Raw genomic sequence first — 21,452 nt, forward strand, 5'->3', positions numbered from 1 at the left:
GGAGCCCGCCGTGCCCGTCCAGCGCCTGAACCACGCCGTCCTCTACGTCCGCGACCTGGCCCGCAGCCTGGCCTTCTACCGCGACGTCCTCGGCTTCCGGGTGACCAACGAGATCCCCGGCACCGCGGTCTTCCTGCAGGCCGAGGGGTCGACCAACGACCACGACCTGGGCCTGTTCCAGGTCGGCCCCGGCGCCAGGCCCTCCGAGGCCGGCCGGCGCACCGTCGGGCTCTACCACCTGGCCTGGGAGGTCGACACCCTCGCCGAGCTGGCCCGCGTGCGCGCGGAACTGGACCGGGTCGGGGCGCTCACCGGCGCCGCCGACCACGTCACGACCAAGGCCCTCTACGCCCGGGACCCCGACGGCCTGGAGTTCGAGGTGTCCTGGCTGGTGCCGGCCGCGCTGATCACCCCGGAGCTGACCGAGGGCGCCCCGCTCACCGCGCCGTTGGACCTCGACCGCGACACCGCCCGCTACGGCGCGTCGACCCGCGGCGGCGTGGGGGTGTCCGTCCCCGCCTGAGCGTCGCTCCGGCCGGGCCGAGGTCCTAGAGGGGGACGGCGAGCGCGGAGTCGGCCAGGGCGCGGCGCAGGTCGGCCCGCCACGGCGCCAGGCCCGCCCCGGCCAGGACGACGTCCCGGACGAAGGCGTGCCACACCGGCGCCCGGCGCACCATGCTGTGGCCCCCGGCGATGGTGAAGCGGGCGATGTGCGCGCCGGCCTGCCGCGCCCGGTCGGCGAAGTCCGCCGACAGCGCCTCCGGCACCCAGCGGTCGCCACGGCCGTGCAGGACGGCCACCGTGCGGTCGCGCAGGTGCCCGACCGGCTCGCCCGGCGGCGTCCACGGCGCCAGCGCGCAGACCGCCGCCACCTGCGCGTCGTCGGCGGCGCGCAGCACCGCGCGCCCGCCCATCGAGTGCCCGACCAGGACCACCGGGACGTCGTCCCCGTGGCGGGCCCGCAGCTCCTGCAGCGCCCAGCGCACGTCGGCGTGGGCGTCGGCCGCGGCGCCGTTCCACCCCGCCACCCGGTAGCGCAGCAGGCAGGTGCCCACCCCCCGGTCGGCGGCCGCGCCGTGCACGAACTGCTCGATGGCGCGCATCCGCAGCAGCGACAGCGCCCGCTCCCGCGGCGGCTGCACACTGGCCACGGTGCCGCCGTGGCAGAAGACGGCCAGCGCCCGCTGGGTCGGGCCGGGGGCCGCCCGGTACTCCAGGGCCGGCTGCGGACCGCCGGTCGTCACCGGCGCCGGCGCCCGCCACGGAGCGTCGTGCGGGCCCGGTCGCCGAGGTCCCCGGCCTTGTAGAGGGCGCGGGTCACCGAGGTGGCGCCGGTGCGCCGCTCCAGCGCCCGCCCCGCGCGGCGGAGCAGGCCGGTGGCGAGGGGGACGACGACGGTGAGCAGCAGCCAGGTGCGCAGCCGGCTGGTGAGGAGGAGCCACATGGTCGGCCATCCTCCCCGGCGCCGCGGGTGCCCGTCAGTCGGGGTCGGGGGCCAGCCGGACGACCATCTTCCCGACGTTGCCACCGCGCAGCAGGTCCAGGAAGGCCGGCACCGCCTGCTCGATGCCCTCCCGCACGGTCTCCCGGACGACGAGGTCGCCGGAGCGCAGCCAGCCGGTCACCGTCTCGGTGAACTCCGGGCGCAGGTCGGCGTGGTCGCTGACCAGGAAGCCGCGCAGGGTGAGCCGCTTGCCGACCATGAGGAACAGGTTGCGCGGGCCCGGCGGCGGGTCGACGGCGTTGTAGCCGGAGATGGCCCCGCACAGCGCGGCCCGCCCGTGCACCCGCAGCGCGTCGACCGCGGCCTCCAGGTGGTCCCCGCCGACGTTGTCGAAGAACAGGTCGATGCCGTCCGGCGCCGCCTCGGCCAGCCCGCGCGCGACGCCGTCCCGGTGGCTGAACGCCGCGGTGAAGCCGAGGTCGCGCAGCCAGGCCACCTTCTCCGGCGACCCCGCGCTGCCCACCACGCGGCCCGCGCCGCGCAGCCGGGCGAACTGGCCGACCAGGCTGCCCACCGCGCCGGCGGCCCCGGAGACGAACACGTCGTCCCCCTCGCGGAACGCGCCGACCCGGAACAGCCCGGCGTACGCGGTGAGGCCCGGCATGCCGAGCACGCCCAGGTACCAGGACGGGGAGACGTCCTCCGCCGCCGGCAGCCGGGTGGCCGCCGCCGCGTCCACGACGGCGGTCTCCCGCCACGCGGCGTCGGTGAGCACCAGCGACCCCTCGGGCAGCTCCGGGGCGCGGGAGGCGACCACCCGGCCGACGGCGCCGCCCTTCATCACCTCGCCGACCTGCCACGGCGGGGCGTAGGACGGCGTCGAGCGCATCCGGCCGCGCATGTACGGGTCGACGCTCATCACCACGTTCCGGACGACGACCTGCCCGTCGGCCGGCTCCGGGACGGGCACCTCGACCAGCTCGAAGTCCCCGGGGACCGGCTCCCCGTGCGGCCGGGCCGCCAGGTGCCACTCGCGCGTCGTCGCCATGCCCCGATCCTCACATCGGCGCTGCTCGGCCCGCCGGGCCCCTTGCGCGCCGCGCATACGCTCGGGGCATGTTCTTCTCCCGCACCAAGACCCAGCCGGTGTCGCGCGAGGACGCCCTGCCCGGCCGCCCCGACCCGCTGCCGGGCGTGCCCGAGCTGCACGCGGTCACCGGCAACCGCATCCGCCCGCCGTTCCCCGAGGGCCTGCAGACCGCCGTCTTCGGTGCCGGGTGCTTCTGGGGCGTGGAGAAGGTCTTCTGGGAGCTGCCCGGCGTCTACTCCACCGCGGTCGGCTACGCCGGCGGGTACACCCCGAACCCGACCTACGAGGAGGTCTGCTCCGCGCGGACCGGGCACACCGAGGTCGTGCTGGTGGTCTTCGACCCGGCGCTCACCTCCTACGAGCAGCTGCTCAAGGCCTTCTGGGAGGACCACGACCCCACCCAGGGCATGCGCCAGGGCAACGACGTCGGCACCCAGTACCGCTCGGCGGTCTACGTGCAGGGGCCGGAGCAGGAGGCGGCCGCCCGCACCAGTCGCGAGGCGTTCCAGCAGCGGCTGACCGCGGCCGGCTACGGCGAGATCACCACCGAGATCGCGCCGCTGGGCGAGTTCTTCTACGCCGAGGGCTACCACCAGCAGTACCTGTACAAGGTGCCGAACGGCTACTGCCCGACCCACTCGACCGGCGTCTCCTGCCCGGTGGGCCTGTCCGGCGTGTAGTCCTCGCTCCCGTCCCGGCGAGATCGGCGATCTCGTACGGTTCCCGGGCCGTACGCGCGCGAGATCGCCGATCTCGCCGGTGGAGGAGGGCACGTGGCGGACCTCGGGCTGCTCGGGCAGCTGCGGCGGGAGCCGGACGTCGAGGCGCCGGACCTGGTCGCCGTCGACGCCACCGACCGCCTCCTGCTCGACGAGGCGGCGCCCCTGCTGGCCGCGACCGGCCCCGGGGAGGTGGCCGTCGTCGACGACTCGCACGGCGCGCTGACCCTCGGCGCGGTCGCCGCCGGGGCCCGCGACGTCCGGGTGCACCAGGACCTGCTGGTCGGCGAGCTCGCCCTGGCCCACAACGCCGCGCGCACCGGGCTGGCCGGCACGTACGCCTCCCTGCCGCTGGGCCCGGGGGTGGCCGACGGCGCCCGACTGGTGCTGGCCAAGGCGCCGCGGTCGCTGGACGCGCTGCGCGAGCTCACCGAGGTGGTGGCCGGATCGGCCGCGCCCGACGCCACGCTGCTCGTCGGCGGGCGGGTCAAGCACATGACGCACGCGATGAACGACGTCCTGGCCGCCGGGTTCGGCGAGGTGCACGCGACGCTGGCCCGGCAGAAGTCGCGGGTGCTGGTCGCCCGCGGGCCGCGCCCGGGCGGAACGTCCTCCTTCCCACGCCGGCAGGAGCACCCCGAGCTCGGGCTGACGGTGTGCGCGCACGGCGCGGCCTTCGCCGGCACCAAGGTGGACGGCGGCACCCGCGCACTGCTGGCCGCCCTGCCCGGCGCGGCACCCGGCGCCCGGACGGCGCTGGACCTCGGCTGCGGCACCGGCGTGCTGGCCGCCGCCCTCGCCCTCGCCCGGCCGGAGCTCGCCGTGCTGGCCGGCGACCAGTCGGCCGCGGCGGTGGCCTCGGCCGAGGCGACGGCCGCCGCCTCCGGGGTGGCCGGTCGGGTGCGGGTGGTGCGGGACGACGCGGCGTCCACCGTCGCCGACGCGAGCGTCGACCTCGTCGTCTGCAACCCGCCGTTCCACCTCGGCGCGGCCGTGGTGACCGGTGCGGCCGACCGGCTGTTCGCCGCGGCGGGCCGGGTGCTGCGGCCGGGCGGGCAGCTGTGGTGCGTCTACAACAACCGGCTGCCGCACCGGGCCGCACTGCGCCGGCTGGTCGGCCCCACCCGGGTCGCCGCGGCCGACCGGCGCTACACCGTCACCGTCTCCACCGCGCGCTGACGCCCGGCCCGCGGGCCTGGGCAGTCCGCACGCCGGGCAGGCACGCTGGACGCATGAGGACCCGGAGCACCCCGCCGCCCGCCGTCCCCCCGGGACTGCCCCGGTTGCTCGGCTGGGTGGCGCTGCCGGCCGCGCTCGCCGTCGGCGGCCGGCTCGCGGCCTGGCGCCTGGACGAGGGCGACGAGAGCACGGCCGGCATCCGGCGGGTGGTCGTGCTGGGCGGGGCGGACCTGCGCCCGGTCCACCCCGCCCTGTCCCGCGTGCGGCTGGACCTCGTGCTGGCCGGCGCCCGGCTCGACCTGACCGGGGTGCCGCACGTGCCCGGCGGGGTCGACCTCACGGTGCGGGGCCTCGGGTACGGCCTCGCGGTGACCGTGCCGGCCGGCTGGCGGGTGTGGTGGAGCCACCGCGGCCCGGGCGGCGTGGACTTCGCCGAGGGCGAGGGCATCGTGCACACCGACGACGAGCGCAGCGCCGACCTGCGCATCCACGCCGACGTCGTCCTCGGCGGCATCCGGGTCGACGCGGGGCCGCAGGACGACACCTGGGGCCGCTGAGTGCGTCCGGCGGGTCAGCTGCCGCGGTAGGTGGAGTACCCGAACGGGGCCAGCAGCAGGGGCACGTGGTGGTGACCCGAGGGGTCGCGGACGTCGAAGGTGAGCACCACCTCCGGCCAGAAGGCGTCCCGCCCCTGCCCGGCGAACCACCGGCCCGTGTCGAACACCAGCCGGTGCAGCCCCGGCGCGGTCGGGCCCCCGGCGGGCCGGCACCGGCCGTCGGCGTCGGTGACCCCCTCACCGACCAGGTCCCCGCCCGCGTACAGCCGGACGGCGATCCCGGCGGCCGGGCGGCCGAGGACGGAGTCCAGGACGTGCGTGGACACGCTCACGACACCAGCCCCCGCACCCGCAGCGCGGTGATCTCGGCCAGCTGGGCGGTCACCTCGGCGCGCTCGGCCGCCTCGTCGTTGCTCAGCCGGCGGCGCAGCTCGGCCAGCAGCTCCTCCGCTGACCGGCCCGCCGCCCGCACCAGGAACACCCGGTCGAAGCGCTCCTCGTAGGCCCGGTTGCCCTCGGCCAGGGCGGCCCGCGTGGCGTCGTCCGCCCCGCCCACCGCGCTCTGCTCCCGGCGGGAGGCCGCCGCCTCGGGCGAGGAGCCCTCGGGCCGCTCGCCGATGCGCGGGTGCCCGGCCAGGGCCAGCTCCACCTCCGCCCACGGCAGCCCCCGGGCCACCTCGTCGGCGCGGGCGACCAGCGCGTCGACGTCCGGGTAGGGCCGCCCCGCCACCACCTCGGCGGCGAACCGCGGGGCGGCGTTGCACGAGCGCAGCAGCTGCACCGCGCGGTCGGCGGGCCCGGCGTTGAGGTCGTCGAGGGCGGACACCCGTCGAGCATCGCAGCCGGCGCCGGCCGTGGCAGGGTCGGCGGGGCCGTGCCCGAGGACGTCCGGGCCGCGGCCCGGGCGGCCCCCGCTGCCCGGCGCGGCCCGGCCGGCCCCCGACCGGCGGCGGCCGACCTACGATCCCCCCGTGAGGGCGCAGTGACCGACGATGACCGGAACGGCGCGGTGAGCGACGAGGTCCCTGTGGGGTCACTGTTCGCCGGGGGTGGCGAGGTGGGCCGCGCGATGGCCGCGGTCGACTGGGCGCGGACCCCGCTCGGCCCGCCGGAGCGGTGGCCCTCCGGGCTGCGCCACACCGTCCGCATCCTGCTGACGTCGCGCTTCGCGATGTGGGCCGGCTGGGGCCCGGAGCTGCGGTTCTTCTACAACGACGCCTACCGGCACGACACGCTGCAGGCCAAGCACCCGTGGGCGCTGGGCCGCCCCGCGTCGGAGGTGTGGGCCGAGATCTGGCCCGACATCGCCCCGCGCACCCAGGCGGTGCTGCAGGACGGCGCCGCCACCTGGGACCAGGACCTGCTGCTGTTCCTGGAGCGCAGCGGCTACCCGGAGGAGACCTACCACACCTTCTCCTACAGCCCGCTGCCCGACGACGACGGCGGCACCGGCGGCCTGTTCTGCGTGGTCACCGAGACCACCCAGCAGGTCGTCGGCGAGCGGCGGATGGCCACGCTGCGCGACCTCGCCGCGGCCGTCGGGGCCGCGCGCACCGAGGCCGGTGTGCTCGCCGCCGTCGAGGAGCAGCTCGCCGGCAACCCCGCCGACCTGCCGTTCGCCGCCGTCTACCTGGTGGACGACGGCAGCGCCCGGCTGCGCTGCGCCTCCGGTCTGGGGCCCGGGTCCGCGGTGCCGTCGGTGGTGACCCCGGGCGGGCGCTACGACGTGCCGCTGCGGCGCCTGCTGGCCGGCGAGGACGTCGTCGTCGACGACCTGGGCCGGTACCGCCCGGGCCTGCCGACCGGCGCCTGGGACGTGCCGCCGGTGCAGGCGGTCGCGCTGCCGATCGCCTCCTCCGCGCAGGACCGCGGGCCGGTCGCCGGCTTCCTGGTGGTGGGGCTGAACCCGCACCGCCGCTGGGACGACGCCTACCGCGACTTCCTCGGCCTGGTGGCCAGCCAGGTCTCGGCCGCGCTGGCCAACGCCGGCAGCTACGAGGCCGAGCGGCGGCGGGCCGAGGCGCTGGCGGAGCTGGACCGCGCCAAGACCGACTTCTTCAGCAACGTCAGCCACGAGTTCCGCACCCCGCTGACGCTCATCGCCGGGCCGGTCGCCGAGCTGCGCGCCTCCCCGGCGGTCACGGCCGACCCCCAGCTGGCCGAGGAGCTGGAGGTGGTCGAGCGCAACGCGCAGCGGCTGCGCAAGCTGGTCGACACCCTGCTGGACTTCTCCCGCATCCAGGCCGGCCGGATCGACGCCCGCTTCGAGCCGGTCGACCTCGCCGCCACCACCACCGAGCTGGCCAGCGTCTTCCGCTCGGCCGTCGTCCGGGCGGGGCTGGACTACACCGTCGACTGCCCGCCGCTGGGCGCGCCGGTGCACGTCGACCGGGACATGTGGGAGAAGGTCGTGCTCAACCTGCTGTCCAACGCGCTGAAGTTCACCCCCACCGGCGGCATCACGGTGCGGCTGCGGCCGCAGGACGGCGGCGCGCGGCTCACCGTCAGCGACACCGGCACCGGCATCCCGGCCGAGGAGCTGCCCCGGCTGTTCGAGCGCTTCCACCGCGTCGCCGACGCCCGCGGCCGCTCCGGGGAGGGCAGCGGCATCGGCCTGGCGATGGTCCGCGAGCTGGTCGGCCTGCACGGCGGGACGGTCGGCGTCGAGAGCACCCCCGGGGCCGGGACGACGTTCACCGTCACCCTGCCGTCGGGCACCGGGCACCTGCCGGCCGACCAGCTGGCCGGGCCCGCCGGCGCACCGGCCGTGTCCCCGGCCGCCGCGCCGTTCGTCACCGAGGCGCTGCGGTGGCTGCCCGAGGACGACGGCGACGAGCCCGTGCCGCCGCCCCGCGACGCGGCGGCACCCACCGGGCGGGTGCTGGTCGCCGACGACAACGCCGACATGCGCGGCTACCTGCGGCGGCTGCTGGCCCCGCACTACGACGTCCGGACCGTGTCCGACGGGCGGCAGGCGCTGGACGCGGCGCTGGCCGACCCGCCGGACCTCCTGGTCAGCGACGTGATGATGCCGGAGCTGGACGGCATGGGGCTGCTGGCCGCGCTGCGCGCCGAACCGCGCACCGCGCGGGTCCCGGTGGTGCTGCTGTCCGCGCGGGCCGGTGAGGAGGCCGCCGTCGAGGGCCTCGCCGCCGGGGCGGACGACTACCTGGTCAAGCCGTTCTCCGCCCAGGAGCTGCTCGCCCGGGTCAGCGCCCACCTGCAGCTCGGCCGGGCCCGGCGGGCCGCGGAGGAGCAGTTCACCGCGATGGCCGACCTGGCCCCCGCGCTGATCTGGGTGGCCGACCGCGACGGGCGCCGGGTGTTCGTCAACCGCGGCTGGACGGAGTTCACCGGCCGCCCGGCGCGCGAGGAGGTCGGCGACGGCTGGGTGCAGGGGGTCCACCCGGACGACCGGGACCGCTACGGCGCGGTCGTCGCCGCGGCCACCGCGCGCCGCGGGGGCTGGGAGGTCGACGTCCGGCTGCGGCGCGCCGACGGCGCCTACCACTGGGTGCTGGAGCGCGCCGCCCCGATCGGGGCGGGCGAGACGTTCGCCGGGTACGTGGGCAGCTGCACCGACATCAACGCGCGCACCCGGGAGACGGCCCGGCAGGCGCTGCTCGCCGAGGTGGGCACCGCGCTGGACCGGCAGGCCGCCGTGGAGGGCCAGACCGGCGCCCTGGCCCGCCTGCTGGTCGACCGGCGGCTGGCCGAGCTGTGCACCATCCGCCTCGTCGGCGAGGACGGCGGGCTGGAGTGGGCCGCCGTCGCCGCGGCCGACGAGGACGCCGCGGCCGCGCTGGCCGCGACCGACCCGGCGATCGGCGCCGCCCCGCACGTGGTCCGGACGGGTATGCCGGTGCTCTACCCGACCGGGCTGCCGGACGCGGTCGACGACCTGCCGCCCGTCGCCCGGGCGCTGCCGGTCGCCTCGCTGCTGGTGCTGCCGCTGAGCGCGCGGGGCCGGGTGCTGGCCGTCCTGGCCCTGGGCCGGCGGGACGACGCGCCGCCGTTCACCGAGGACGACCGGGAGCTGCTCGAGGAGGTGGCCGCCCGCGCGGCGCTGGCCGTGGACAACGCGCTGCTGCTGGCCGAGGAGCGCGCCGCCGCCCGCCGGCTGGTGCTGCTGCAGCGGGTCACCGCGGAGCTGTCGGCCGCGACCACCCCGGCCGAGGTCGCACGGGCCGCCGTCGAGCACCTGCGCGCGGTGAGCGGGCCGGACAGCTGGGTGGCCGTGCACGAGCTGGACGCCACGCACCGTGCGCTCACCGCGTTGGCCGTCGACGGCCCGGACGAGGTCGCCCGGCGGGCGTGGCAGACCGTGCCCCTGACGGCGCCCACGCCCACGACCACGGCGGTCACCGAGGGCCGTCCGGTGTGGCTGCCCGACGTCGGCGCGGCGCCGGCCCCGGACGGGGACCGGCTGCCACCCGAGCTCGCCGAGGCGGTGCGCGCCTCCGGCATGCCGTCGGTCGCCGCGCTGCCGCTCACCGTGGCCGGCCGGCCGGTCGGCGTCCTGTCCCTGGCCTGGTCGGCCGTGCAGCGGTTCCTCCCCGGTGAGCGGACGATGCTGCTCGCCGTCGCCGAGCAGTGCGCGCAGGCCCTGGACCGCGCCCGGCTCTACCGCGCCGAGCGGGGGATCGCCGAGACGCTGCAGCGCAGCCTGCTGCCCGCGCAGCTGCCGGCGCTGGAGCGGCTGGCGCTGGCCGCGCACTACCTGCCCGGTGCCGAGGGCGCCCAGGCCGGCGGGGACTGGTACGACGTCGTGGAGCTGGCCGGCGGCCGGGTGGCGATCGCGGTGGGCGACGTCGTCGGGCAGGGACCGGCGGCCGCCGCGGTCATGGGCCAGCTGCGCAGCGCGCTGTCCACCGCCCTGCTGCAGGGCTGCGGCCCGGCGGAGGCCCTGGAGCTGCTGGACCGCTTCGCCGCCCGGCTGCCGGGCGCGCTGGCCTCCACCGCCGCCTGCCTGGTCGTCGACGGCGCGGCCGGCACGGTCCGCTGGGCGCGCGCCGGGCACCCGCCGGCCCTGCTCGTCACCGCGGCCGGCGCGCGGCTGCTCGACGGGGCCGGGTCCGGGACCGTGCTCGGCGTGACCGGCCGGCGTCCCCACACCGAGGGCACGGCCGCCGTCACGGCCGGGGACACCCTGCTGCTCTACACCGACGGGCTGGTCGAGCGGCGCGGCGAGGTCCTCGACGACGGCCTGGAGCGCGTCCGGGCCGCCGCCGCGCGGCACGCCGCCGCCGACCCCGCGGTGCTGACCGGGCACCTGCTCACCGAGGTCCTCGCCGACGCCTCCCAGCCCGACGACGTCGCGCTGATCGCCGCCCGGCTGCTGCCCGAGCCCCTGGTCGCGCGGGTGCCGGCCGACCCGCGGCGGCTGTCCGGGGTCCGGCGGGCGGTGACGGCGTGGGCGGCGCTGGCCGGTCTGCCCGCGGGCACCACCGAGGACCTGCAGCTCGCGCTGGGCGAGGCGCTGGCCAACGCCGTGGAGCACGCCTACGCCGCCTCCCCCGACGACGGCGAGTGCCGCTGCACGGTGACCCGCGAGCCGGACGGCGGCGTGCGGGTGGAGGTGTGCGACACCGGGGCGTGGCGGCCCCCGCCGGCCGACCGCGGCCACCGCGGCCGCGGCCTGGAGATGATCAGCGCGCTGGCCTCCGACGTCGAGGTGGACCACCCCCCGGGGTCGGCCGGCACCACCGTGCGCTTCCGCATCGCCCCCGCCGTCCCGGGACCGCGGACCCCTCCCCGGCCCGGCCCGGCGGGCCCGGCCCCGGACGGGACTGCGGCGCTGAGCGTGCACGACGGGCCGGGCGGCCCGCGCCTGGCGCTGCTCGGCGAGGTCGACCTGGCCACCGTCGGCCCGGTGCGCCGGCAGCTGCTCAGCCACCTCGACGGGCTCGCCCCGGGGACGACGGCCACCCTGGACCTCGGCGCCACCGGCTACCTGGCCAGCGCCGGCGTCGGGCTGGTGCTGGAGGCCGTGGCCCGGGCACGGGCGGCCGGCGTCGGGCTGCGCGTGCAGGCCCGGCCGGGCACGCCGCCGGCGCGGGTGCTGGCCCTCGCCGGGGTCGGCCACCGGGAGGTCCCGTCCCCGTCCACGCCGTAGCCCGCACGCCGCGCCGGCCCACCCCCGGCACGCCGGGTGGGCCGCCGGTGTACCAGGATGGCCTCCCAGTCGGCCGGGGCCCCCGGCTCCGGACCCGGGCGAGGAGGACCGAGCGGTGGGTGCGCACGCGACCTCACCCCGGGCGGCCCACGCCGCCGCCGTCGTGGCGGGGGAGCGCGGGCTGCTGGCCGTGGCGCTGCCGTACATCGACGCCGGGTTGCGCGCCGGGGACGTCGTCGCGCTGAGCTGCCCGCCGGACGTCGTGGCCGTGCTGTGCGGCGAGCTGGGCGAGCGCGCCGGGCGGGTCCGCGACGAACCCCGGCTGAGCCTGGTCGGCGCCCGGGCCCCCGACGCGATCGGCCACACCGACCGGCTGGTCCGGGAGCTGCCCGAGGGTGTCCGGCTGCGCGTCCTCTCCCTGGTGGACTCCGGGCCCGGCCCCGCCGACTGGCGCGAGGGGCTGCGCTTCGAGTCCGCGGTCAACCGGTTCGTGGTGGGTACCCCGGTCGAGGCCCTGTGCGTCTACGACCGCACCCGGCTGCCGGCCCCGGTGGTCGCGGCCGCCGCGGTCACGCACCCCGCGCTGGTGCACGACGGCGCGTGGGCGCCCAGCCCGGCGTACCGCGACCCCGCCGACTACCTGCCGCAGCTGCCCTGGCCGCGCGACCCGCTGCAGGACACCGCGCCGGTGCTCGCGCTGGACGACGTCCCCAGCCTGCGCGCCCTGCGCTCCCGCGTCGGCCGGGCCCTCGCCGAGCTGGTGCCCGACCCCGACCAGCGGGCGGACCTGCACCTGGCCGCCGCCGAGGTCGCCGCCAACGCCTTCCGGCACGGCGCCCGGCCGGTGTCGGTGCGGATCTGGACCGGAGGTCAGCGGCTGGTCTGCGCCATCACCGACGCGGGGCACTCCTTCGCCGACCCGATGGCCGGGTTCCGACCCGCCCACGGCAGCGACCTCGGCCGCGGCGGCATGGGCCTGTGGCTGGCCCGCAAGCTGTGGGACTCCGTCGACCTGCTCCCCGGGCCCGACGGCCTCACCGTCCGGCTCGGCACCCGCCTGCAGCCTGCTTGACGCCCCCGTTGCCTCACTGCTGAGGTACCGGGGTGGGGGACGCGGTCGACCGGATCCTGGCCCAGTGGGCCCGGGAGCGGCCCGACCTGGACTGCCGCCCGATGGGCGTCGTCGGGCGCATCTCCCGGCTGCAGCGGGAGGTGCTGCTCGCCCAGCGCGCCACCTTCGCCCGCCACGGCCTGGACGTCCCCTCCTTCGACGTGCTGGCCGCGCTGCGCCGGGCCGGCTCCCCGTACCAGCTGACCCCGACCGCCCTGATGCGGACCGCGCTCGTCACCTCCGGGGCCATCACCCAGCGGCTGGACCGGCTGGAGGAGCGGGGGCTGATCACCCGCGAGCGCAGCGAGGCCGACGGGCGCGCCGTCGTCGTCACGCTCACCGCGGCCGGCCTGGCCGCCCTCGACGCCGCCCTGCCCGACCACCTGGAGACCGAGCGGCGGCTGCTGGCCGGCCTGTCCGACGACGACCAGCAGGCGCTGGCCGCCCTGCTCAGCCGCCTCCTGGTGGCTCTGGGGCGATGACACGGCGGTCCTCCGGACCGCACCGCGGCCACGTGCCGTGCCCGACCTGCGCCGAGCCCTCCCGCCGTCTCGTCGTGGACCGCTCCGGGGCCGACTCCTCGACGGCACGACCTGCTCAGACCCGCGGGACGTCGTCGGCCGTGAGGTCGGGGCGGACGCGGACGAAGCGCAGCGGGTGGCGGAACACGCCGGCCTGCAGCGCGGCGTCGGCGCTGACCTCCACGACGACGTCCGGGCGCACCCGGGTGAGCGCCACCGACAGCCGGCCGCCCCCGAAGGCGCCGGTGCCGATCCGCTCCGGCCACGGGTGGTCCGGCCCGGCCGGGGTCAGGACGGCGGCCAGCCCGGCGGACTGCGCCGGTGACAGCGGGCCGGTCCGGCCGACGACGACCAGCTCCCCGTCGCGGTACCGCCCGGCGACCAGCTGCCCGGGCCGCTCCAGCGGGCCGATGACCCCGCCGGCGAGCACCTCGGTGCTCTCCCAGGACTTCACCTTGAGCCACTCGCGGCGGCCGGGGGCGTAGCGGGTGCCCGAACCCTTGGCGACCAGCCCCTCCACCCCAGCCGGGCGGAAGTCCGCCGACCACTGCCGCGCCTCGGCCGGGTCGGTGGTGACCGGGGAGAGCTGCAGCGGTGGCGCCCACCGGGCGGCGAGCTCCTCCAGCGCCGCCCGCCGCTCGCGCAGCCGCCGGCCGCGCAGGTCCGCACCGCCCAGGGCGAGCAGGTCGAAGGCGACGTAGGACGCCGGCGCGGCGGCCGCGAGCGCGCCGACCCGGCCGGCGGGGGCCACCATCCGCTGCTGCAGCAGGCCGAAGTCCAGCCGGGTGCCGTTCCACACCACCACCTCGCCGTCGAGCACCGTGCCGGCCGGCACCTGCGCCACGGCCGCGGCGACGACGTCCGGGAAGCGGGCGGACAGGTCGCGGCCCTGCCGGGACCACACCCGGGTGCTGCCGCCGGTGCGCACGACGACGAGGCGGTAGCCGTCCCACTTCGGTTCGTAGAGGACGCCGCCGGGCAGCGCGTCGGCCCGCGGCAGGTCGCGCACCGGCCGGGCCAGGGCCACCGCGACCGGTCCGGCCAGCTCGGGCGGCACCTCGGGCAACCCGGGCACGGACAGCGGCACGGCGGCCAGCCTGGGGCCTGCCGTCCCCGCGCGGGTGGCTCAGCGCCCTCCCGTCACCCCTTCGGGGCCGTCGCCAGCACCGCCCGGACGGCGGCGGCCACCAGCGGCCCGGGGCGGACGGTGCGCAGGAACGCGGTGAGGTCCGCGCGCACGGCGGCGTCGGTGCGGGCCGGGCGCAGCCAGTCGCCGACCAGCGCCCGGTCGAAGCCGCGGGCGGTGGACACGTTGAGCCGGCCGGGGCGGGCGGACAGCGCCGGGACGCCGAGGGCGTGGAGCAGCAGCCGCGTGGTCCCCGGCACGGCGGCTAGCGCGGGGTGGCCGCGGCGGTGGCCGACGGCTGGCTGTCCTGGCTCGGGTCGCGGCTGGACGTGCCGGACGCCGAGCGGGCGGACGCCGCCGCCGGCGTCCTGGCGGTCGTGGACGGCCTGCTGCTGGTGCGCTTCCTCGCCCGGGGCCGGCGGCCGACCGCGGCCGGGTGGCTGGCCGGCCGGCTGGGGTATCCAGGAGGGTGATGACCGAGCGCAAGCCCCCCGGCATGGCCTTCGAGACCTGGATCGACCACCAGATCACCCAGGCGCAGGCGCGCGGCGCGTTCGACGGGCTCGAGGGCAGTGGCCGGCCGCTGCCGCGACGGGTCCGGGAGCAGACCAGCTACGAGTGGGCGCTGGAGTGGGCGCGCCGCCAGGAGGCCGACCCGCGGGACCTGCTGCCGCCGGGCATGGCGCTGCGGCGGGAGCGGGAGGACCTCGCGCTGGCGGTGCCGGCGATGCCCAGCGAGGCGGTGGTGCGGGCGACGGTCGCCGACCTCAACGCCCGGGTGGAGGCACACTGGCGGCGTCCCCAGGACGGACCGGACGCCGTCCCGGGACTGGCCGACGAGGACGCCCTCGTGCGGCTGTGGCACGCGACCCGACCGCCGCCGGCACCGCCGGTGCCGGCCCCCGCCCCGCCGCCGGCCCGGTCGCGCTGGTGGCGCCGCCGCCGCTGATCGGTGCGGTGGTCAGGCGCCGGCGGGGACCGCGTCCACCGCGGCGGCCAGGTAGGCGCCCTTGCCGCCGCTCTTCACGCCGTACATGGCGGTGTCGGCGCGGTGCAGCAGGGTCTCCGGGGTGTCACCGGGCACGGCCCGCGCGCCGCCGATGCTGGCGGTGACGGTGAGGGTCCGGCCGGCCGCCTGCAGCGGGGCGCCCAGGTCGGCGGTCAGCCGGGCGGCCACCTCGTCGACCCGCTCCGCGGGGCCCGCGGCGAGCAGGACGGCGAACTCGTCCCCGCCCAGCCGGGCGACGGCGTCCCCCGCGCGGACGGCGTGCCGCAGCCGGCCGGCGACGGCGACCAGCACCTCGTCGCCGGCGGCGTGGCCCAGGGAGTCGTTGACCCGCTTGAAGTCGTCGAGGTCCACGAACAGCACCGCGGGGGCCCCGGCGGCGGGGACGGCCGCGGTGACGCGGGCCAGCCGGCGCAGGAACTCGGCGCGGTTGTGCAGCCCGGTCAGCGGGTCCGTGGCGGCGCGGTGGCGCAGCTCGCCCTCGAGCACCTTGCGGTCGGTGATCTCCCGCAGGTTGACCACCCAGCCGTCGACGCCGATCGCCGCGACCCGGTCGCTGACCTTGACCTCGACCCACCGGCCGGCGCCGGTGGTGTCGCGCAGCCGGACGTCCGCGTCCACGGGCCCGCCGCCCGGTGACCGGCGGACGGCCCGGCGCAGCCGGCCGCGCTGCCCGGCGTCGAGCAGGTCCAGCGCGCGGCGGCCGAGCAGGTCGCCGGGGGAGTGGCCCAACAGCTCGCGCACGGCCGGGCTGACGTAGCTGATCCGCCCGTCGCCGTCGACGATGGCGATGACGTCCGCGGCGTTCTCCAGCAGCACCCGCAGCCGGGCCTCGCTGGCGGCCAGCGCGGTGCGCACCCGCTCGCGTTCGGCGGTGAGCCGGCCCAGCCGCCACAGCGCCAGCACGGTGAGCACCGCGGTACCGGCGGCCAGCCAGTAGCCGGTCCCGCCCTGCCGCAGCGTCCACAGCAACACCAGCGCCGGGGTGGCCAGCAGGGCGGTGCCCAGGCCGAACACCCGGCTCACCGTGACCGCGGAGCCGGGGTCGGCGCCGCGGCCGAGCACCGCCACCGACGGGTGCCGGGCGGCGAAGGCGGTGGCGACGACGGCGAACTCGGAGAGGGCCTCCACGAGGGGGGCGACCTCGGCGTCCTGCGCGATCCGGATCGCGGTGCCGGCGAGGCCCAGGGTGCCGGAGAGCAGCAGGGCGATCCCGCTCGGCGAGCGCCCGCTGCCGACCACGGCCACGCGCACGCAGGCGACGAGCACGACGGCGGTGACCAGCGGCAGGCCGACCAGCAGCTCGGCGAGGCCGCGGTGGAGCTGCCGGCCCTCCGAGGTCAGGACGGTCACGGCCAGCGCGGCCACGAGCAGGAGGCTGCCGGTGTCCGCCCACGCGTCCCAGTCCCGCCGGCGCCGGCCGCCGGCCAGCGCGGTGAGCGCGGCCACCGTCACCCCCAGGTAGCCGGCCAGGTCCAGCCGGGCCTCCCACACCCCGGTCACGTCCGCGGCCACGCCGGCCTGCTCGAGGACCTGGGCGACGGCGCTGGCGCCCAGGGCGGCCAGCGCGACCGCGGTCACCCGCCAGGTCAGGAGGAGGACCGGGCGGTGCTCCCGCAGTGCGTACCGCACGGCCAGCAGGGCGAGCAGGTAGACGGCGACCTCCGTACCGGACCGCCAGGGCCCGGCCGGCAGGAGCAGACCGGCGGCCACCACCGCGGTGCCCGCGCCGGCGTACCGCCAGGGTGCGGTGACGACGGGGGAGGGGCGGGAGCTGCTCACACCGACCCATCGGCACGGCCCTCCCGCAGCTGCACCCACCCGTCCCGGTGGCCTCACCCGTCCCGGTGACCCACCGGCCCCGCAGGTGACCCCCGGGGAGGTCCGGTTGGCCCCGGGGCCGCCGGGTACCGGGCGACCGAGACGAGGAGGTCACCATGACCGAGGTACCCGGCACCGACCGTGACCAGGCCGGCGAGAACGTGCTGCGGGAGACGCCGACGGCCCCCGAGGACGTCGCCGAGGCCACCGACGACCCGGGCGGCACGGACGACGACGGGCCGGCCGGCGAGGACGTCAAGCCGCAGGCCGGGAGCACCGAGCTCGGCACCTGACCGGCCGCCCGGCGCCACGGGCCCCGCAGCAGCAGCCCCGCGGCAGCAGCCCCGCAGCAGACCCCTGGAGGAGACCCCATGACGCAGAGCCCCGGCCCGGCCGACGGCAGCTCCGGTGACGTCCCCAGCGACGCCATGTCCCGCGAGGACCCGCCCGCCGCCGTCCCCGGCGGTGACGAGGACGCCGACCGGGGCAACGTGCCGCAGGAGGTCTACGAGGACGGCCTGGAGAGCGGCGCGGACGAGCCCGCGTAGCCGGACCGGCCCTCAGTCCTCCTCGGGCTCGCCGTCCGCCCGCCGCGCGTCCAGCTCGCGGGTGGCCATGCCGCCGTGGCCGCCCTCGTCGTGCTGGCCCGGGCGCAGGTTGTTCTCGGGCTCGTCGTCCTCACGGGGGGTGGCCACGTCCCGAGCCTGCCGCACCGGAGGCGGTCCCGCCGGGTGTCCCAGGACGTCGAACTCGTTGGCCGTCGCCCCGCCGGACAGCCGGGCGTAGCCCGGGCCGCGGTCGAAGAACGCCTCGTCCCCGGTGCGGGCGGCCCGCACCCGTGCACGCAGCGCCTCGGTGGCCGGCTCGTCGGCGGTCCCGTCGTCCCGGACGACGACGCCGTAGTCCTCCCGGGCGCCGGCCACCGACACCTTGCGCCAGGCGACGTCGCGCAGCACCTCGGCGACCGGCCGGTCCAGCGGGTCGCCCCACCCGCCGCCGCCCGTCGTCCGGATGCGCACGACCGTGCCCGCGGGCAGCGGCTCGGCGTCGGCGAGGGCGTCGACGTCGTGCTCGCCCGGCCCGCCGGGGTCCACGGTGACCCGGAACGGCCGCCCGGCCCGGCCGCCGTTGACGCCCCAGCAGGACAGGATCGAGCGGTCGGCGATGGACATGAAGTGCGCGTCGCGCAGCACCCGGATGTGCTTGTCGTACCCGCAGCCGCCCCGGTACCGCCCCGGGCCGCCGGAGTCCACCGCCAGGCCCAGGCGCTCCACCCGCAGCGGGAAGCGGCTCTCGGTGAACTCCGTCGGCAGGTTCCGCGAGTCGGGGACGACGTGGATGGTGTCCTCCCCGTCGGCGTACCACCGTCCGCCGGAGCCGCCGCCGAGCACCTCGCGCATCAGGTAGGGCTCGCCGTCGTCGTCCAGCCCGTACACGCCGGTGTAGCGGATGGTCTCCTGGTCCGCGGGCATCCGGCCGCCGGTGGCCTTGGCGAGCACGCCGGCCAGCACCCCGAGCAGCCGCAGGATCACGAAGGTGCGCGCGTTGGTGGGCGCGGGGAAGACCGGGGTGAGCAGCGTGCCCTTCTCCGGGAAGCGCATCTCGATCAGCGGGACGACGCCCTCGTTGACGTCCAGCTGCGCCATCCGCTCCGGCGTCTCGGCCAGGTTGCGCAGGATCGGTGCCAGCCACTTCTTGAGGAAGTTGCCGTCGGCGTGGTCGCCGCAGTGGTTGATCGGCCCCTTGGCCTGCGGGCCGGTGCCGGTGAAGTCGATGACGAGCGGCACCTCGTGGTCCGAGCGCATGGTCAGCGTGATCCGCTGGCGGTGCAGCCGCGGCGGGTCCACGCCGTCGTGCTCGGCGTAGTCCTCCCAGACGTAGGTGCCGTCGGGGATCCGGGACAGCAGCTCCCGGCGGAACACCTCGGTGGAGGCGGCCAGGATGGCGTCGAAGCACTCCTCGACGGCGGCCACCCCGTAGCGGTCGAACAGCTCGCCGAGCCGCCGCGCCCCGGCCAGGCAGGCCGAGCACTCCGCATCCAGGTCGGCGGCCAGCGAGTCCGGCATCCGCGAGTTGCGGGTCATGATGGTCAGCGCCGCCTCGTTGCGGACGCCGCGGTCCCACAGCTTGATCGGCGGGACCATCAGCCCCTCCTCGAACACGCTGGTCGCGCGCGACGGCATGGACCCGGGCACCGACCCGCCGATGTCGTCGTGGTGGCCGAACGCCTGCACGAACGCGACCACGGTGGGCGTCCCGTCGACGTCGGCGAACACGGGCACCGTCACGCACAGGTCGGGCAGGTGCCCGATGCCGCCCTCGGAGAGGTAGACGTCGTTGTGGAAGTAGACGTCGCCGGGGTGCATGGTCGGGATCGGGTGGTCGCGGACCACCGGGTGCACCAGCGCGGAGTAGGAGCGGCCGGTGAGCTTGCGCAGCCGGCGGTCGTGGATGCCGGCGCGGAAGTCGTGCGCGTCGCGGATCATCGGCGACCGCGACGTGCGGCCGATGGAGGTCTCCACCTCCTTCTCGATGGCGGCCAGCGTGCCCGCGACGATCTCCACCAGCACCGGGTCGGCACCCGCCGAGTCGCCTTTATCGCGATATTGGCCGTCCGGGGTCCCACCCGAGGGGGCTTCCGCGCGCGGATGGTCGGTCATCAAGCCCTCTCCAGCAGCAGGTTGCCGCGGCGGTCCACGGTCGCGCGGAAGCCGGGGTGCACCGGCACGGTCGAGCCGAACTCCTCGACCACCGCGGGGCCCGCGACGACGTCCCCGGACGCCAGCCGGGCGCGGTCGTGGGTCGGGGTGTCGACCCAGCCGTCGTCGAAGCAGACCGGCCGGGTGCCCGTGACGGCCCGGTCCGTCACGGGCCCGTCGGCGGGGGGCAGCTCCACCAGCGCCGGACGGCGGATCGGCCCGATCCCGGTCACCCGCAGGTTGACCCACTCGACGGCCTGCCGCCGGTCGCCGTCCAGGTCGTAGCCGTAGAGCTGCCGGTGCGCGGCGTGGAAGGCGGCCGCGACGTCGTCGGCGGCGGCCGCGGTGAGCTCCCCGTCGGTCACCGGCACCCGCACCTCGAACGCCTGGCCGGCGTAGCGCAGGTCCGCGCTGCGCTGCACCCGCTGCTCGGCGCGGCCGAAGCCCTCGCCGTCCAGCGCCCGCCGGGCGTCGGCCTCCAGGTCGGCGTAGACCGCCCGCACCCGGTCCAGGTCCAGGCCGTCGTGCCGGCTGATCGCCGTCTGCACGGAGTCGTTCCGGACGTCGACGGTGAGCAGGCCGAACGCGCTGAGGTTGCCCGGGTCGGGCGGGACGAGCGTGCGCGGCAGGCCGAGGACGTCCATCAGCCGGCAGGCCAGCAGTGACCCGGAGCCGCCGAAGGTGGTGAGCGTGAAGTCGCGGACGTCGAGGCCGCGGGCGACGGTCACCTGGCGCAGCGCGTTGGCCTGGTTCCACGCGGAGACCTCCAGGACGCCCAGCGCCGTCCGCTCCAGCGACAGGCCCAGCCGCTGCCCGAGCGCGGCCAGTCCGGCCCGCGCCGCGTCGACCGACAGCGGGATCTCCCCGCCCAGCAGGTGCGGCGGGATGCGGCCGAGGACCAGGTGCGCGTCGGTGACCGTGGGCTCCTCACCGCCGGAGGGGTAGCACAGCGGCCCGGGGTCGGCGCCGGCCGAGCGCGGCCCCACCTTGAGCGTGCCCTCCGGCGACAGCCAGGCGACCGACCCGCCGCCGGCGCCGACGGTGACCACGTCGATCATCGGGATCTTCGACGGGTACGCGCCGACCTGGCCCTCGGTGGTGAGCGCCGGCTCGCCGTCGACGACGACGGTGACGTCGGTGGAGGTGCCGCCGCCGTCGCAGGTGAGCACCCGGTCGAAGCCGGCGGCCCCGGCGACCAGGGCGGCGCCGAGCGCGCCGGCGGCCGGGCCGGACAGCACGGTGGTGATCGGCTGGTGCACGACCTCCTCGGCCGACAGCACCCCGCCGTTGCTCTTCATCACGTGGAACGGCACCCCGGGCGCGAGGCCGTCGAGGCGCTCGCGGATGGCCGTCACGTAGGCGGCCACCCGAGGCTTGACCGCGGCGTCGACCAGCGTGGTCACCGACCGCTCGTACTCCCGGTACTCCCGCAGCACCTGCGAGCTGATGGAGACCACGGCGTCGGGGTGCTCCTCGCGCAGCAGCTCCAGCACGCGGCGCTCGTGGGCGTCGTCGGCGTAGGAGTGCAGCAGGCAGACGCCGACGGTGGTGACGCCGGCGGCGCGCAGGGACCGGGCGGCGGCGCGGACGTCGTCCTCCTCGAGCGGGCGGACCTCGCGCCCGCGGGGGTCCAGCCGGCCGCGCACGGTGTGCACCAGGTCGGCGGGGACGATCCGCGGCGGCTTGACCCAGAACCAGCTGTTGCCGTAGCCGTCGGGCACCGACTGCCGGGCGATCTCCAGCACCGACTCGTAGCCCTCGGTGGTGAGGAACCCGATCCGGTCCAGCCGGCCCTCGAGCAGCTGGTTGGTCGCCACCGTCGTCCCGTGGCTGACCGCGGTGACCGCGCTGCCGTCCAGACCCAGCAGGTCGAGGACCTTGCGCACACCGGTGAGGAACCCCGCCGCCGGGTCGGCCGGGGTGGACGGCGTCTTGGTGGTCGTCGTCGCGCCGGTCTCCTCGTCGACGGCCACCACGTCGGTGAACGTCCCGCCGGTGTCGACGCCGATGCGGACCCGGCGCGGCTGCATGCCCGAGAACCTTAGTGCTGAGGCATCGACGGCA

The 21,452-nt window shown here is 77.7% G+C and carries 21 protein-coding genes; 11 read left to right on the plus strand and 10 right to left on the minus strand.

Features of this window, described 5'->3' with window-relative positions:
• The first annotated feature begins 10 nt into the window (after nt 1-10).
• Nucleotides 11-523: a VOC family protein gene (locus RTG05_RS00435; RefSeq protein WP_166526988.1), complete on the plus strand. Its 513-nt coding sequence runs from the start codon at nt 11-13 to the stop codon at nt 521-523.
• Between the two features lie 25 nt (nt 524-548).
• On the opposite strand, the gene RTG05_RS00440 is transcribed toward RTG05_RS00435, so the two are convergent.
• From RTG05_RS00440 to RTG05_RS00450, 3 genes are read right to left on the minus strand one after another with little or no spacing between them, the layout of a single operon-like run.
• A complete protein-coding gene (locus RTG05_RS00440) occupies nt 549-1,244 on the minus strand; it encodes an alpha/beta fold hydrolase (protein WP_166526989.1) in 696 nt (231 codons plus the stop codon).
• The gene (locus RTG05_RS00445; RefSeq protein ID WP_166526990.1) at nt 1,241-1,444 is read right to left on the minus strand and encodes a hypothetical protein; all 204 of its coding nucleotides are present in this window, start codon (nt 1,442-1,444) and stop codon (nt 1,241-1,243) included. The genes RTG05_RS00440 and RTG05_RS00445 overlap by 4 nt, the downstream gene beginning before the upstream one ends.
• A 34-nt stretch (nt 1,445-1,478) precedes the next feature.
• Complete coding sequence (locus RTG05_RS00450; RefSeq protein WP_166526991.1) at nt 1,479-2,492, minus strand: NADP-dependent oxidoreductase; 1,014 nt, start codon at nt 2,490-2,492, stop codon at nt 1,479-1,481.
• A gap of 68 nt (nt 2,493-2,560) precedes the next feature.
• On the opposite strand from RTG05_RS00450, the gene msrA reads away from it, so the two are divergent.
• From msrA to RTG05_RS00465, 3 genes are all read left to right on the plus strand, one after another.
• A complete protein-coding gene (msrA, locus tag RTG05_RS00455; protein ID WP_166526992.1) occupies nt 2,561-3,214 on the plus strand; it encodes a peptide-methionine (S)-S-oxide reductase MsrA in 654 nt (217 codons plus the stop codon).
• A gap of 93 nt (nt 3,215-3,307) precedes the next feature.
• On the plus strand, nt 3,308-4,432 hold the full coding sequence (locus tag RTG05_RS00460; RefSeq protein ID WP_166526993.1) for a class I SAM-dependent methyltransferase: 1,125 nt from the start codon (nt 3,308-3,310) through the stop codon (nt 4,430-4,432).
• A gap of 53 nt (nt 4,433-4,485) precedes the next feature.
• Nucleotides 4,486-4,989, plus strand: a complete 504-nt coding sequence (locus RTG05_RS00465; RefSeq protein ID WP_315912171.1) for a hypothetical protein — start codon at nt 4,486-4,488, stop codon at nt 4,987-4,989.
• Between the two features lie 14 nt (nt 4,990-5,003).
• On the opposite strand, the gene uraH is transcribed toward RTG05_RS00465, so the two are convergent.
• Complete coding sequence (gene uraH, locus RTG05_RS00470) at nt 5,004-5,321, minus strand: hydroxyisourate hydrolase (protein ID WP_315912172.1); 318 nt, start codon at nt 5,319-5,321, stop codon at nt 5,004-5,006.
• Entirely contained in the window at nt 5,318-5,815 is a 498-nt protein-coding gene (gene uraD / locus RTG05_RS00475; protein ID WP_166526995.1) for a 2-oxo-4-hydroxy-4-carboxy-5-ureidoimidazoline decarboxylase, read from the minus strand. The genes uraH and uraD overlap by 4 nt, the downstream gene beginning before the upstream one ends.
• Before the next feature lie 201 nt (nt 5,816-6,016).
• Between uraD and RTG05_RS00480 the strand changes: the two genes are divergently transcribed.
• The 3 genes from RTG05_RS00480 to RTG05_RS00490 all read left to right on the plus strand — a co-directional run bounded on the left by RTG05_RS00480 (nt 6,017) and on the right by RTG05_RS00490 (nt 12,697).
• Entirely contained in the window at nt 6,017-11,104 is a 5,088-nt protein-coding gene (locus RTG05_RS00480) for a SpoIIE family protein phosphatase (protein WP_166526996.1), read from the plus strand.
• 115 nt (nt 11,105-11,219) lie between these two features.
• The gene (locus tag RTG05_RS00485) at nt 11,220-12,176 is read left to right on the plus strand and encodes an anti-sigma factor RsbA family regulatory protein (protein WP_166526997.1); all 957 of its coding nucleotides are present in this window, start codon (nt 11,220-11,222) and stop codon (nt 12,174-12,176) included.
• A 32-nt stretch (nt 12,177-12,208) separates the two neighbouring features.
• Nucleotides 12,209-12,697 carry a MarR family winged helix-turn-helix transcriptional regulator gene (locus RTG05_RS00490; RefSeq protein ID WP_166526998.1) on the plus strand — a complete coding sequence of 163 codons (489 nt, stop codon included), beginning with the start codon at nt 12,209-12,211 and terminating at the stop codon, nt 12,695-12,697.
• Nucleotides 12,698-12,812: 115 nt separating this feature from the next.
• On the opposite strand, the gene RTG05_RS00495 is transcribed toward RTG05_RS00490, so the two are convergent.
• The gene (locus RTG05_RS00495) at nt 12,813-13,823 is read right to left on the minus strand and encodes an ATP-dependent DNA ligase (RefSeq protein WP_166526999.1); all 1,011 of its coding nucleotides are present in this window, start codon (nt 13,821-13,823) and stop codon (nt 12,813-12,815) included.
• A 53-nt stretch (nt 13,824-13,876) separates the two neighbouring features.
• Nucleotides 13,877-14,122: a hypothetical protein gene (locus tag RTG05_RS00500; protein ID WP_166527000.1), complete on the minus strand. Its 246-nt coding sequence runs from the start codon at nt 14,120-14,122 to the stop codon at nt 13,877-13,879.
• A gap of 27 nt (nt 14,123-14,149) precedes the next feature.
• Here RTG05_RS00500 and RTG05_RS00505 point away from each other — a divergent pair, with 27 nt between their 5' ends.
• Both RTG05_RS00505 and RTG05_RS00510 read left to right on the plus strand, forming a co-directional pair.
• Nucleotides 14,150-14,335, plus strand: coding sequence for a hypothetical protein (locus tag RTG05_RS00505; protein WP_166527001.1), 186 nt, complete (start codon nt 14,150-14,152; stop codon nt 14,333-14,335).
• Nucleotides 14,335-14,811 carry a DnaJ family domain-containing protein gene (locus RTG05_RS00510; RefSeq protein WP_166527002.1) on the plus strand — a complete coding sequence of 159 codons (477 nt, stop codon included), beginning with the start codon at nt 14,335-14,337 and terminating at the stop codon, nt 14,809-14,811. The genes RTG05_RS00505 and RTG05_RS00510 overlap by 1 nt, the downstream gene beginning before the upstream one ends.
• Before the next feature lie 12 nt (nt 14,812-14,823).
• On the opposite strand, the gene RTG05_RS00515 is transcribed toward RTG05_RS00510, so the two are convergent.
• Nucleotides 14,824-16,650, minus strand: a complete 1,827-nt coding sequence (locus tag RTG05_RS00515) for a sensor domain-containing diguanylate cyclase (protein ID WP_166527003.1) — start codon at nt 16,648-16,650, stop codon at nt 14,824-14,826.
• 155 nt (nt 16,651-16,805) lie between these two features.
• On the opposite strand from RTG05_RS00515, the gene RTG05_RS00520 reads away from it, so the two are divergent.
• Together RTG05_RS00520 and RTG05_RS00525 are read left to right on the plus strand one after the other, a co-directional pair.
• Complete coding sequence (locus RTG05_RS00520; RefSeq protein ID WP_166527004.1) at nt 16,806-16,982, plus strand: hypothetical protein; 177 nt, start codon at nt 16,806-16,808, stop codon at nt 16,980-16,982.
• A gap of 78 nt (nt 16,983-17,060) precedes the next feature.
• On the plus strand, nt 17,061-17,237 hold the full coding sequence (locus RTG05_RS00525; protein WP_166527005.1) for a hypothetical protein: 177 nt from the start codon (nt 17,061-17,063) through the stop codon (nt 17,235-17,237).
• A 12-nt stretch (nt 17,238-17,249) separates the two neighbouring features.
• Here the strand turns inward: RTG05_RS00525 and RTG05_RS00530 are convergent, their stop codons facing one another.
• On the minus strand, nt 17,250-19,349 hold the full coding sequence (locus RTG05_RS00530; RefSeq protein ID WP_315912173.1) for a hydantoinase B/oxoprolinase family protein: 2,100 nt from the start codon (nt 19,347-19,349) through the stop codon (nt 17,250-17,252).
• On the minus strand, nt 19,349-21,418 hold the full coding sequence (locus RTG05_RS00535) for a hydantoinase/oxoprolinase family protein (RefSeq protein ID WP_166527006.1): 2,070 nt from the start codon (nt 21,416-21,418) through the stop codon (nt 19,349-19,351). The genes RTG05_RS00530 and RTG05_RS00535 overlap by 1 nt, the downstream gene beginning before the upstream one ends.
• Nucleotides 21,419-21,452 lie beyond the last annotated feature (34 nt).

This window comes from Geodermatophilus sp. DSM 44513 (genome assembly GCF_032460525.1).
In the GTDB taxonomy this organism is placed as follows: Bacteria; Actinomycetota; Actinomycetes; order Mycobacteriales; family Geodermatophilaceae; genus Geodermatophilus.

Excerpts from the sequence above, each read along its gene's own strand:
- RTG05_RS00445 (WP_166526990.1), bottom strand. The coding sequence starts at position 1,444 with ATGTGGCTCCTCCTCACCAGCCGGCTGCGCACCTGGCTGCTGCTCACC.
- RTG05_RS00450 (WP_166526991.1), bottom strand. The coding sequence starts at position 2,492 with ATGGCGACGACGCGCGAGTGGCACCTGGCGGCCCGGCCGCACGGGGAG.
- msrA (WP_166526992.1), top strand. The coding sequence starts at position 2,561 with ATGTTCTTCTCCCGCACCAAGACCCAGCCGGTGTCGCGCGAGGACGCC.
- RTG05_RS00465 (WP_315912171.1), top strand. The coding sequence starts at position 4,486 with ATGAGGACCCGGAGCACCCCGCCGCCCGCCGTCCCCCCGGGACTGCCC.
- RTG05_RS00510 (WP_166527002.1), top strand. The coding sequence starts at position 14,335 with ATGACCGAGCGCAAGCCCCCCGGCATGGCCTTCGAGACCTGGATCGAC.
- RTG05_RS00520 (WP_166527004.1), top strand. The coding sequence starts at position 16,806 with ATGACCGAGGTACCCGGCACCGACCGTGACCAGGCCGGCGAGAACGTG.
- RTG05_RS00525 (WP_166527005.1), top strand. The coding sequence starts at position 17,061 with ATGACGCAGAGCCCCGGCCCGGCCGACGGCAGCTCCGGTGACGTCCCC.
- RTG05_RS00530 (WP_315912173.1), bottom strand. The coding sequence starts at position 19,349 with ATGACCGACCATCCGCGCGCGGAAGCCCCCTCGGGTGGGACCCCGGAC.
- RTG05_RS00535 (WP_166527006.1), bottom strand. The coding sequence starts at position 21,418 with ATGCAGCCGCGCCGGGTCCGCATCGGCGTCGACACCGGCGGGACGTTC.